At 58.5% G+C, this 12,438-nt stretch carries 11 protein-coding genes; 3 read left to right on the forward strand and 8 right to left on the reverse strand.

From position 1 onward, the window contains the following. Positions 1-9: 9 nt before the first annotated feature. The 7 genes from RBB49_RS14730 to RBB49_RS14760 all read right to left on the reverse strand — a co-directional run bounded on the left by RBB49_RS14730 (position 10) and on the right by RBB49_RS14760 (position 7,343). Complete coding sequence (locus RBB49_RS14730) at positions 10-954, reverse strand: murein L,D-transpeptidase catalytic domain family protein (RefSeq protein WP_306143690.1); 945 nt, start codon at positions 952-954, stop codon at positions 10-12. A gap of 200 nt (positions 955-1,154) precedes the next feature. Then, the gene (locus tag RBB49_RS14735; protein ID WP_306143601.1) at positions 1,155-2,576 is read right to left on the reverse strand and encodes an amidase family protein; all 1,422 of its coding nucleotides are present in this window, start codon (positions 2,574-2,576) and stop codon (positions 1,155-1,157) included. A 302-nt stretch (positions 2,577-2,878) separates the two neighbouring features. Further along, positions 2,879-4,174: a TRAP transporter large permease gene (locus tag RBB49_RS14740; RefSeq protein WP_306143602.1), complete on the reverse strand. Its 1,296-nt coding sequence runs from the start codon at positions 4,172-4,174 to the stop codon at positions 2,879-2,881. Beyond that, on the reverse strand, positions 4,171-4,734 hold the full coding sequence (locus tag RBB49_RS14745; RefSeq protein WP_306143603.1) for a TRAP transporter small permease subunit: 564 nt from the start codon (positions 4,732-4,734) through the stop codon (positions 4,171-4,173). The genes RBB49_RS14740 and RBB49_RS14745 overlap by 4 nt, the downstream gene beginning before the upstream one ends. A gap of 54 nt (positions 4,735-4,788) precedes the next feature. Beyond that, entirely contained in the window at positions 4,789-5,784 is a 996-nt protein-coding gene (dctP, locus tag RBB49_RS14750) for a TRAP transporter substrate-binding protein DctP (RefSeq protein ID WP_306143604.1), read from the reverse strand. A gap of 42 nt (positions 5,785-5,826) precedes the next feature. After that, positions 5,827-6,480 (reverse strand): GntR family transcriptional regulator, encoded by a 654-nt coding sequence (locus tag RBB49_RS14755; protein ID WP_306143605.1) that lies wholly within the window; start codon positions 6,478-6,480, stop codon positions 5,827-5,829. Next, complete coding sequence (locus RBB49_RS14760; protein ID WP_306143606.1) at positions 6,477-7,343, reverse strand: dihydrodipicolinate synthase family protein; 867 nt, start codon at positions 7,341-7,343, stop codon at positions 6,477-6,479. The genes RBB49_RS14755 and RBB49_RS14760 overlap by 4 nt, the downstream gene beginning before the upstream one ends. Positions 7,344-7,433: 90 nt before the next feature. Between RBB49_RS14760 and RBB49_RS14765 the strand changes: the two genes are divergently transcribed. Further along, entirely contained in the window at positions 7,434-8,300 is an 867-nt protein-coding gene (locus RBB49_RS14765) for a PfkB family carbohydrate kinase (protein WP_306143607.1), read from the forward strand. Between the two features lie 75 nt (positions 8,301-8,375). Here RBB49_RS14765 and RBB49_RS14770 read toward each other — a convergent pair whose 3' ends face one another. Further along, positions 8,376-9,485 carry a serine/threonine protein kinase gene (locus tag RBB49_RS14770; RefSeq protein ID WP_306143608.1) on the reverse strand — a complete coding sequence of 370 codons (1,110 nt, stop codon included), beginning with the start codon at positions 9,483-9,485 and terminating at the stop codon, positions 8,376-8,378. Between the two features lie 371 nt (positions 9,486-9,856). Here RBB49_RS14770 and RBB49_RS14775 point away from each other — a divergent pair, with 371 nt between their 5' ends. Together RBB49_RS14775 and RBB49_RS14780 are read left to right on the forward strand one after the other, a co-directional pair. Continuing rightward, on the forward strand, positions 9,857-10,396 hold the full coding sequence (locus tag RBB49_RS14775) for a heme NO-binding domain-containing protein (protein ID WP_306143609.1): 540 nt from the start codon (positions 9,857-9,859) through the stop codon (positions 10,394-10,396). Further along, positions 10,396-12,126 (forward strand): ATP-binding protein, encoded by a 1,731-nt coding sequence (locus RBB49_RS14780; protein WP_306143610.1) that lies wholly within the window; start codon positions 10,396-10,398, stop codon positions 12,124-12,126. The genes RBB49_RS14775 and RBB49_RS14780 overlap by 1 nt, the downstream gene beginning before the upstream one ends. Positions 12,127-12,438 lie beyond the last annotated feature (312 nt).

A 12,438-nucleotide genomic window follows, 5' to 3' on the forward strand; every position in this document is an offset into this window, starting at 1 on the left:
GCACCAGTTCTACTTGCAGATCGGCAATTCCAGGGGCGGTTGTTTCGGCAGGGAGCGCCGCCATTCGTTGATGATCGGCTGGAGTTTCCTTTTGGGCCAGAACTTGGGCGCGCCGATTGATTTCAGGCAACTGGCGTTCCAGTAGAGCCCGGCACTTGTCAGGGACTTCCGTTTCCGGACCGCATTTGCAACGGCGTCGATGTCGCGTCCCTCCGGATAAATATAAAGCGTGGTCGGATTACCCTCAACGAGCGGGAGAATCTCTCTTGATTCTGCCGGCGACCATGTGGTGCAGCCATTGCTGCGCCCGCCGGTGTAGTTCACCAGCTTGCCATAAGGGACATAGCCATCCTTGTCTGCGTACGGGCTTTTGGGGTTCTTGAAACGGCACTGCCATTTCAAAAATACCGCCGGGTGCCCGCCAATGGCCCGTTCTCTGGCATTTGCGGTTTCGCCTTCACCGTCGAACAGAAGAAACGTTCTGTGAAATGCTTTCCGTTTGCCGGACTGGCGGTAGTATCCCTTGAAGGAAGTCCTGGTTTCAGCCGTTACGTAGGATCCGCCTGCGGTCAGTTTCGACCCTTCCGCATTGCTGAAATTCTTGGCGCATTGGCGTCCGTTCGAGAAATTGGCGCGCCGCAGTTTCCGGCCATTGCCATAGCCCGATGAAACGGCTCTAAAAAACTTTCTCTGTTCGCAGATCACATAAAACCGGCGTCCCGGCTTGCCACTGCGCGTGGTGCTCGGACGGGTCGCATCCTTGGCAAAATAACAGGCGTTTCTGACCTTGCCCTGACGTCGTTTCCGTTCGTAAAGCGCTCGAGCGCGTTGGAGAACAACCGGAGCAATTTGTCCCTCGGCCGTTCCCACATGTTTTTGCAGCCAGGCAGGGATCTTCGAGCTCTGCTGTGCCGCGGCCGCGGGCAGCGGCACCGTCACGGCGGCAGCGAGCAAGGCGGCGAACGTCAGATGAGGCCAGGCAAATGGCAAGGTCGGTTCTCCTGCAAATCGCGTCGGCCCTATACTACACGCAATGCCTCGCTTTCGCCCCTGAAAAGCCGGGGCGCGGGACTGCTGCCAACAAGAGATCGGTGCAAAAGTGCCGCTGGGTCAGAGTTTCTGGCGTTCTTTTACCTTGCACAGATCGCAGGGCGTCATGGCGCGTCCCGTTTGAACAGCTTATCGGCCATGACGCCTGTGCGCGTTTCGACGGCTTCAAGAGCGTCAAGAATCAGGTCCTCCCGGAAGCGCTTGCCGACAACCTGCACCGCGACCGGCATTCCCTCATGCATGCCGGGCGACACGATGCCGGCAGGAAATCCCATGTAGTTCATGGCGAAGGACCAGATACCGCATCCGAGCACTTCCATGATGCCGTCTTTTCCTTCCGCATCCCTGTTCCAGGCATAGGTCGGAGACGGCAGGAACGGGCACAGCACGAGGGGATAGTCCTCAAGCAGGAGATTCCACTGGCGAATGAAATGAGAGCGCCTGGCCATCTGATGCAACAGTTCGTCGTCCTTGAAGGGTGGAAACAGCTCGAAATATTCGTCGAACATCCGGTTGATTTCGGGGCTGCCGTGGCGCCTCACATCGTTCAGCATCAGCACGTTTACCTCGCCCATCAAGGCACGGTAGCCCGTCTCGCCGATCTCGCTGATATCCGGTGTCTCGATCTCGACGACTTCGTAGCCTGCATCCAGAAGACAATCACGTGCAGTATCCAGGGCTCGGACAATCGCCGGGTGGGCCTCGAACTGGTAGGTGTTTCTTGTAAAACCGACTTTTGTCGGTCTTTCCAGATCGGGACCCTCGAAAGGAACGGGAACTTGCCAGGGGTCGTGCGGATCATAGGCAATGGCAGATTTCATGGCGAGCCGCACATCGCGCACCTCCCGGCAAATGACACCTTGGACCGACATCAGTTGCGCAAGCATGCCGCGCTCGGCTTTCTGCGAAGGGTTCCAGGCCGGGGTGCGGCCAAGCCCCGGCTTGACGGTGACCGCGCCTGTCGCGGCGGCTGGAAAGCGCAACGAGCCGCCGATGTCATTTCCGTGCGCGATCGGCCCCATGCCACTCATGACGGCGGCCGATGCACCGCCGGACGATCCGCCGGGCGACGCCCATTCGTTCCAGGGGTTGGATGTGCGCCCGTGCAGTTCGTTGGTAGTCGTTGCGCGAAAGGAGAATTCGGGTGTGTTCGTGCGGCCGATGACGATGGCACCGGCGTTGGTCAGGTTCTTTACAAACGGCGCATCGTCCTGCGCGACAATGTCGCTAAAGGCCTTCACGCCATTCGTTGTCGATCTGCCCTTTTGGTCGACATTGACCTTGATCGTCACGGGTACACCATGGAGGGGACCAACAGGGCCGGCGCTGCTTTGAAGAGCGTCGAGACTGCGTGCGGTCTCAATGGCTTCATCGCCCATGTCATCGACAACGGCATTCAGGTCGGTGTTGACGGCGCGCATACGTTCTACGGTGCCCGTCACAACGGCTTCCGCCGTCGTTTCGCCTTGTACGATCTTTTGTGCAAGTTCACTGGCACTCAACTGCCAGACTGGTTTTTCCGCCATGTATCAGGGTTCCCGCATGCCGCCGAATTGCGCAATCAGTTTCTCCAAAAAGCAGAGACACAACAACTAGGTACTAGAGCAGATGGCTCCGGACAACACTTCAAAACCGCCGTTTGAAAAACACAAGAAGGACATCATTCGCCGGCGCGGTTCGATCTGACCGCCGGATGCAAGGCCGGATCACTTTCACAGTCCGCTCCGTTGATCCCGTCTGGCAACATCCGCCGGCAGTCGTGCGGCGGCTTCAGGTTTCCCGGTTGCACGCACACATGACGTAACCAGCTTCGCTACCAAATGCGACGTCAGCCCGCATAACCGAATGCCCGCGGCAACCAGAGCACAAGCCCCGGAAACAGGATGAGGGCGGCCAGTGCTGCCAGCAAGACACCCAGAAACGGCCAGATCTCACGGATGATTTCATTCAGCGGAATGCGGGTAACGGCGTTTATGACAAACAGAAGGATGCCATAGGGCGGGGTAATCAATCCGATCATGCAGTTCACCACGGCCACCACGCCGAAGTGGACCAGGTCGATGCCAAGCTCGCGGCAGGTCGGTATGAAAAGCGGAATGATGACAAGGATGATTGTCGTGGCATCCAGAACGCATCCCAGAAGCAGGAGCAGGATGTTGACCGTGACGAGGAAGGCCAGCGGATGGATGTCCAGCCCGACGAGCTGCGCTGCCATGAGCGAGGGAATATTTTCCGAAGCAACGACATAGTTCAGGATCAGTGCGCCACCGATCACGATGCCGACCGCTGCGGAGGACCGGGCGCTTTCAACAAGGATCTCGTAAAGCTTGCGCAAAGACAGGGCGCGATAGAACAGGCCCGCGAGGATGAGCGCATAAAAGGCGGCGACAGCGGCAGCTTCGGTCGGGGTCGTGACACCGCCATAGATTCCGTAAAGGAGGATCGCAGGCATCAGCAGGGCCGGGAAGGCATTGACTGTCAATCGCGGCAACTCGACCAGCGGCACCGCCGGTTCGAGCGCGAAATTCCTCCGGTGCGACAGCCAGATATTGAGCCCCATGAGCACAGCCCCCATCAACAGGCCCGGAACAATTCCTCCGAGAAACAGGTAGCCGATCGACGTATTGGACACGAGCGCATAAAGCACCATCGGGATCGAGGGGGGAATGATGGGGCCGATGGTGGCCGAGGCGGCGGTGATCGCGGCGGCATATCCGCGTGTGTAGTGACCGCTCTTGGTCATCATCTCGATGATGATCTTGCCAATTCCGGCAGCGTCGGCCACGGCAGATCCGGACATGCCGGAAAAAATAAGGGACGCAACGATGTTTACGTGGCCGAGCCCGCCCCGGAAGCGCCCAACAAGCGCAATGCAAAACTGCAGAAGACGATCACTGATCGTCCCCGCATTCATGATGTTCGCAGCGACAATGAACAGGGGAACGGCCAGCAGCACGAAGCTGGAATAGAGGCCGTCCATGAGCACTTTGCCCGCAAGCCCGATGTCCTGACCCGCCGCAAACAGATAGACCAGCGAGGAAACCAGGATGGCATAGGCAATCGGCGCGCCCATGCCGGCCAGCAGAAACAGCGTTCCAAGGCACAGCAGAAACTGGAAACTCATTCGCCCCGCCTCCGCTCGTCGGGGCCGGGGGTATCCGGCACGCCATAGCGGAAGGCTTTCCAGACGATCCAGAAGTAGCGCGCGGAGACCGCAACGAGAAACAGCATGTAGACCACGTAAAGGTCGCGCATCCTGATCCAGTCGCCAACCAGATTGGAAAGCGTTGCGGTTTTCTTGAGCCTCAGGATGTAGAACTTGGCCCAGGTGGGCTCGATGGAGATGGCCAGGCCGATGGCAATGCACAAGCCGAAGACAATCACGAAGATGCGCCGCGTTCGCCGGTGGACCCGGCTGTAAAGGATGTCAAAACGCACGTGGTCGCTGTCGCGCACCACAAAGGCGTTGCCCCAGAAAACGAGCCAGAGCCACAGAACCAGACACAGTTCCAGTGTCCAGCCAAATCGCGTCGGTTCCAGGAAAGGGAGATATTCGGGCAGCCATTCCAGGCGCGCGGAATACCGGATGAAAATCTGAAGCACGAATGTCAGGAACATGATGGCCATCATGGCAGCCGCGATGGCTTCGGCCGTGTGTTTCAGACCTGCTGCAATCTGTTTCATGTCTGCTGTTCGCCAAATTGGGCAAGGGCGACTTCCACCCTTGCCCTGCCTGGGTTACTTGCCCAAAGCGTTGATCTTGTCCAGCACACCGTCAGGCCAGGAGGCTGCAAACTCAGACCCGACATATTGAGACTGCACGTGGTCACGGAAGGCCTTGAGGTCCGGCTCGTAAATCGCCAGACCCTGTTCTTCCAGAAACGAAACCAGATCGGCTTCTTTCTGGAGCTGGGCATTGCGGCCGCTTTCGGCAGCAGCTTCCGCCGCTGCTTGCACTTTCGCCTGCTGATCGGGCGAAAGCTTGTCCCACACGGCTTTCGAGAAAGCGACGTAGTTCAGGTCCACCAGGTGCGACGTCAGCGCGATCTGGTTGGTGACTTCAAAGAACTTCGCATCCACCACGGTCGGCAGCGGGTTGTCCTGTCCATCGACGGAACCTGTCTGCAGCGCGGTGTAGACTTCCGTGAAAGCCATCGGGGTCGGGTTTGCGCCCAGGGCCTTGCCGAGGAACTGCCAGGCATCGGTGCCCGGCATGCGCAGGTTGACACCCGCAAGGTCAGCCGGCGTCGTGACCGTAAGTTCGTCCTTGGATTGGCGCAGGTTCACGTGGCGGCGGCCGAGATACATGACGGCAAGCAGCTTGATGCCAAGCTCGTCTTCCACCTTCTGCTTGAACGGATCCATCAGCGGATCGTTGAAGACACGCACCTGGTGATCGGCATCCTGATGCACATAGCCGGTCGCGAAGATCGAGAACTCGGGGAAGTACTGCGCCAATTCCTGCGCGGAGGCGATCGACATCTCAAGATCGCCGGAGGCGATGGCTTCAAGTTCCGAATTCTGCTTGATCAGCGACGCGTTGTAATGCGGCTCGTAAGTCGCAAACTCCGCCACCTGCGGGGCAAACACCTCGGCCAGGGCCACCGATCGCTGGTCGGTTTCCGAGGCTGGTGTCGACATGCGCAGCGTCACCTTGTCGTCGGCCACTGCGGATGCGGTCATTGCCAGAGCTGCCAATGCAGCCAAGCCGTTAAGAACAAAAGACGACTTCATATTTCTTCCTCCTCTGTCATTGCGGTTGACCCGCATTCGTCGTCAGACCCCAAGGGCCCGGCGTTTTGCGCTGTCCACATGTGCATGCACAGCTTCAACCGTTTTCTTCACGTCGCGCACCTCAAGCGCGTTGATGATCACCAGGTGTTCGCTCATCACGGAAACCACCAGTTCCGGTAACATGCGTGTGTCGGAGTTTCTGATCAGGCGTATCTTGATCGCGTTCACGCGGTGAATATCGGAGATGATCCGGTTGCCGAGAGAATCGATGACCAGATCATGGAAAGCCCAGTCCATGTGCTGCGCGCGTGACAAAAGGTCCGGCGTCACGCCGTGCTCGGCTTCGCGCAGCGTGTCGCGGTGTTCGCGGGCTATGCGTTCTATATCGGCGTCGGATGCACTCTTGCAGAAAGACGCGAACGCCTCGCTTTCAATGATCCTGCGCAACTGGAATGCGTTGCGGATCAGTTCCAGGTCGATGCTGAGCACCTGGAGACCACGCTTTGGGACCGTGCGGATCAGACCATCCGCCTCCAGCCGCGGGATCATCTCGCGGATTGCGCCCAAGGGCATACCGGTAAGTTCGACAAGTTCCCGCTGAGACACGATCTGCCCGGGCTGGATATCGCGCGCAAGCAGTTTTTCCGTGAAACTGGAATAGGCGTCGTCGCGAAGGCGGCGTTCGGACCTGTTCATGCGGCCATGCCCCTTCCTTCCAGCGCAAGGATATCGGATTTCTGCTGTGCCGTTAGCCGGGTCAGGGGGGCACGCAGGTTTTCCCAGACCGGGTCGCCCAATGCGTCGGCCAGCAACACTTTCAGTGTCGGGATAACAGGCAGCGCCACAATCCGGTCGACGGTGCGCGTCAGCATCGTGTCCTCCGTCGAAGTGGCCATGATGCTGCAAAGCCTTTCCGGATACAGATTGGCAACGCCTGTGATGGACCCGGCGCAGCCCATCGGCACGGACTTGTGCAACAGGCGTTCGTCACCAATCAGAACCGGGAGTGCCTTGCCTTCCATCAGCTGCACGGCATTTGCCCAGTCTCCGGAACTGTCTTTGATTGCGATGATCCGCTCTGGAAAGCCTTCCTTGAGACGCCGTGTGAGCGCAGGAGAGATACCGACACCTGTAACTTGTGGGATATTGTAAAGGATGAACCCGGCTTGTGAGCCGGTTGAGGCCAAAAGTTCGGAAAACCATTGGAAGACGCCATCTTCGCCTGCATCGCTGAAGTAAAAGGGAGGCGGCACCAGAAAACGGCTGATCCCGGCACGGAGTCCTTCGTCAATCTGGGCTGCAACGTCTGTTGTCGCCGACCCATAAACGCCCAAAACGATGCAGTTTCCCGATAAACCGGCGTCGAGCAAGGCGCTGATCCCGGCACTTCGCTCGCCGGCGGAAATCGAAGCACCTTCACCTGTGGTGCCAAACAGGGTCACGCCCGCAACGCCACGGTTCACGATTTGGGCCGCATGACCGGCAAGCCGCGCGCCGTCAATGGAACCATCCGCCGCGAATGGGGTCAGCAGTGCCGTGAGAATGCCAAAGTGTGCCATCGGTTTCCCTGGATTGAACCATTCCATGATACATGACATTTTAATTATGTACAGACTAACATGTTACAGATTGAATCTGGAGGAGTCTCGATGCCAACCGTCATCTGCGCCGGCTTGATAACGCTGGACGCGGTCTACGAGCTGACCGCCTATCCGAAGGAAGGCAGCAAGGTGAGAGCGAATGCCGCGCGGCTCGTCCCCGGCGGTGGCGCTTTGTTGGCGGCGACCGCAATCGCCCGGCTGGGTGGAAAGGCACGGCTTGCCGGGGCCGTCGGTGACGATCTGCTCGGAGAACACGTACGCGATCATTTGAAGCGTCGCGGAATTGACGACAGCCTTGTTCAGACCCTCGAAGGAGAGACAACGTCGCATTCTGCGGTGTTGGTCACCGGAAATGGAGAGCGGACCATCGTCAACCGGCGATCGGACCATTTGCCCGATCTCGAACTGACGGCCGGTATTCCGGACCATGATGCCGTCCTTGCGGACACGCGTTGCCGCGCGCTTGCCAGCGGATTGTTCCACGCAGCGCGCCAGGACGGCAAGCCGACGGTTCTCGACGGCGAGGTCCCCTTGCCGGTGGAACTGTTGCCGGCGGTCAGCCATCTTGCCCTTTCCGAACAGGGTTTGGCCGGATTTCATGGCCAATCACTGGCCGGGATCGCGGCACAGCACGGCTGCTGGGCGTGCGTGACGCGCGGCGCCGCCCCGGTTCAGGTTCATGATGGAACCGAGTTTGCCCCGCCGCCGGTCACGCCCCTCGACACATTGGGAGCTGGGGACGTCTGGCACGGCGCCTTTGCCTTTGCCTTGGCCGGCGGGTCAGACGAGCCGGACGCAGTCAGGTTCGCCAACGCGGCCGCGGCGCTGTTCGTGTCGCGGACCGGGGAGGGGCGGTATCCGACCTTGAAGGAGGTCGAGGAAAAGCGTGATGCGAAAGCTGAAACCGACCGGTAAGGATGGTGCCAAAGTCCCGGCAAGGCCCGCCCCGGATCGTTATGCGGCCGGCTGTTGGACCCCGCGCGCGCATCGCTACTGGTTCGGAAAGTAGTCCTCGCAGCTGCCTTCTCGGTAAACGTCGGCGGTGCAACAGTGCAGCCCCCCGCCGAAGGCATAGGCATCGCGCAACTCGACTTCAACGACTTCCATGCCCAGCTTGTCCATCTGTTCCGCCTGATAGACTTCGGACTTTTCGACACAGACCGTTTTCGGATCGAGGACCAGCACGTTCATCGACAGCCAGACGCTTGAGTAACAAAGGGGCGGTGGTGAATTATGCGCGGGTTGCGCGGCATCTACGATCTCCCATCCGTTCGCTTCAAACAGACCGCGCTGTTCCGTCGGCAGCCGCCGGTGCGGGTTGTTCAGGATAAGTCCCGGACGAAGCGGAGTGAATGTGGCGTCGATGTGAATGGGGTAGGGGTCGCCGGGGAAGTTGACCGTATGGACGCGGTGCTCGGGAAAGTGCCGGCGCAACCACTCGATGCCCTTCAGGTTCGTCGTGAAGCCGTGCTGCACCACGAGATCTCTGCCAAACCGGAGGACATCGGCCGCATCGAACAGCGGCTCTTCTTCGGTCGTCACAAAGAACTTTTCGGCGGCCCATTGCAGGCGTTTTTCAACACCGATTTTTTCCGAAAGATAGTCCGGATGGTAGTCGGCATCGGTAAGACGCGGCTTGGGTGCCGCTTCATGCCGGAAATTCGGATCTTCCTCCCAATACTGTTTCAGCAATGGGCGGTAGTTCAGGTATTCGAACCAGCGGCAGCGATAGGACATCGTCGCCTCGAGGATTTCCGAGCCGACAGTCAAAAGCACATCGCGTGGCGGCATGCATCCGAACTGGCTGTCGGTGTGAAAATCGGGTGTGGTGGCGGGTAGAGAATGATCTATCGGCGTCGGCCGGTCGACCCTGATGCCGCGCGCCTCCAGCTGCGCTGCAAAGCGGTCCAGCAATTCATTGGCGCGATCGATCGTCTCTTGCGGGCGCCGTCCCCATTGTCCGCGCATGTCGCTGTCTTCCGGGACCTTCGCATCCAGTGCCGGCTCTTCCGGCGGAATATGGCAATCGTCGGCGCGTCCGACGATGACATGTTTCAAAGGATCCCATTCGTTCCAGCTACTTACGACCGTTTTGTTCATTCTTTCCTCCGCCCTGCAAGGGTCGCAGAAGATAGGAGTTTTCTGTCGTCCCGACAAGGCAGATTCAGACAGGAAGCGGCCTGGCCATCGTGAAACCGGCAGGGAAGAAATTTGTCTGATTTTGCGCCGGGATTGCAGGGTTGCGCTGGGCGTTTCTTAAGCTTTCTTGCTCAAACTGCAAGGTATTGAATTGAGGCGCGGGCGAGCCGGTAACCGAGGTGTTGTGTTCCGTTCAACCACGGGCTGGAAATGGCGGTGTTTGAGGTTTTTGACACTATTCCAAAACCTCTGTTGAAAGTAGCGTGTGGAGTGGACTTGCGCGACCGGCTCAAAGAGGACGTCGCGACATTCGGAACGAGGGGTGAGCATTCATGCTGGGCGTCGTTTTCACCGAGTTTATGGAGATGGTCGAGGACAAGTTTTCCTTCGACGTCGCCGACGAAATCATGGAACTGTCCGGTGTTGGCAGTGAAACCGGCTTCACGGCAGTGCAGGACTACGATCACAATGACATGGTCAAACTGGTTGCGGCCCTGCACAAGGTGACCGGCATCGACATCGATACGTTGATTGTCGTCTTTGGAGAGCACCTGTTCGGGCGCTTCACCGTCACGCATTCGCATTTCTTCGAAAACACCGGAAGCAGTTTGGATTTCCTGGAGAAGATCGAGGAATACATTCATGTCGAGGTCAAGAAGCTCTACCCGAACGCGGAACTGCCGACGTTTCTTTGCGACCGCGTCGATGAAAACAAACTGGTCATGAATTACAGTTCCACACGTCCGTTCGGGGACCTGGCACACGGGCTCATCCAGGGCTGTGCGGCACATTTCAAAGAAAACCTGACGATCCGGAGGACGGATGAAAACGGTCCCATGAAGGTACAATTCGTCATTAGCCGGGAAAGCTGATGACCGAGAACCCGGAAGCATCCAAATGGATCAGGCGCTTTGAAAGGGAAAGGGCCGCGCGCAAGGAGGCCGAGCGTCTTCTGGAGCGCAAGAGCAGTGAACTCTACGAGATCAACCAGACGCTGAAGGCAACCCTTGCTCAGCTGGAACGTCAGGTTCAGGAACGAACGGCGGAGCTGCAGTCCGCAATGCAGGACGCCGTGTCCGCTAACGAGGCGAAGTCACAGTTTCTGGCCAACATCAGCCACGAGATCCGCACGCCGATGAACGGTGTGATCGGCATGATCTCGCTGTTGCAGGAAACCGGATTGTCGAACGAACAGCAGCGCTATGCCGATGCCGTGCTTTCTTCGGGCGAGGCGCTGCTGACAATCATCAATGACATCCTGGACCTGTCGAAGCTGGAAGCCGGTCGCATTGACCTTGCCGAAGAGGTTTTCGACCCGCGAAAGGCCGTCGACGGCGTCATCGAGATCCTGACACCTGTCGCCTTCGCCAACAGCACGGAATTGGCCTGTCATATCGCACCGGCGGTGTCGTCCAGGGTCGTCGGTGACCCGGGGCGGCTGCGGCAGATCCTGATGAACCTGATCGGAAACGCGATCAAATTCACCACAAAGGGAGCCGTTGTGCTGCGGGTCCGGCCGGCCTCTGCATGTGACGGCATTCGCTTCGAGGTCGAAGACACGGGCATCGGAATAGAAGCCGGCCGGCTTTCCAGACTGTTCGACAAATTCTTTCAGATCGACCAGAGCAATACCCGCCGTCACGGCGGAACGGGTCTTGGCCTTGCGATTTCCAAGCAGTTGACCGAACTGATGGGAGGTCAGATTGGCGTGGAAAGCCGGCTCGGTGCCGGCAGCACATTCTGGTTGCAGATCCCGTTCGGTTCGGGTCAAATGGATACTGAAAAGCGGGAGGCGGGGACACCGCAAGCCCGCGGCGATGTCATTTGCTTCAGTGGTCTTGAACTGGTTGGCCAGGTTTATGGCGCGGCACTTCAGGATCTTGGATTTACGGTTGCGCATGCCCGCTCAGACGAAGAGGTTCGCCGTCTCCTCGCCGAAAAGAGATACGAGGCGGTTCTTGCCAGCGCCGTGAACACCGGGCAACTGGATGATCTTCTCTCCTCCGAACAGCACCGTTCCGTGCCGATCCTGCTGGCAACGACAAGGGATGTCACACCCTTGCCGGCGGCATCCAACCTGTCGGTTCTGCCCAAACCCCTTACGCATGAAAGCGTAAGGAGCGCGTTGTTCCCGGAACAGTCCAACACGCGGGCAAAGACGGGGACCGGACACATTTCGCGACCTGACAATCCCGTCGATGAGCAGACAGATGAACCGCGGCTCAGGGTTCTGATTGTCGAAGACATCGTCACCAACCAGCTTGTCCTGACGGGTTATCTCAACACGTTGGGACACCAGGCAGATATCGCAGCGGATGGCCGCCACGCGCTCGCAGCGGTCCAGGAAACCGGCTACGACCTCGTGTTCATGGATATGCAGATGCCCGACATGGACGGGTTGGAGGCCACGAGGGCAATACGCAAACTGCCCGGAGCGGCGTCGAGGGTGCCGATCGTCGCGATGACGGCAAATGCGATGGCGCAGGATGAGGAAAGCTGTCTTCAGGCGGGAATGGACGGGTTTCTGTCAAAGCCGGTCCGCATCGATCAGATCCGTGCAGCCCTTGCACAGTTTGCCTCGGCAGCAGCGGACGGCACGTGACCGAGGCACCGAACCGGTGATTGTTTTGACAGCACAGGATCCTTGTCAGGATCTTCGTGCAACAAAGGTCCGTGCTGAGGCCAAACTGATAGGCACCACGCTCGCTCAGTTCGCAAGTGCAATATGATGTTCTCAGACTAAAATTTTCATCGAAATTGGCAATCCGGTGGTACAACCGAGTTTTGATGGATGTCTTCTGAAACCTGCCGTTGACGGTTGAGCTTTACTTGAAGAACCAGAATTTCTGGGGCGCTGCCGAAGCTGCAATTGTGGTGTTTTCATTCACAGAACAATAATTCGGCAAAAATCTGA

Source organism: Roseibium sp. MMSF_3412, assembly GCF_030733265.1.
Classification (GTDB): Bacteria; Pseudomonadota; Alphaproteobacteria; order Rhizobiales; family Stappiaceae; genus Roseibium.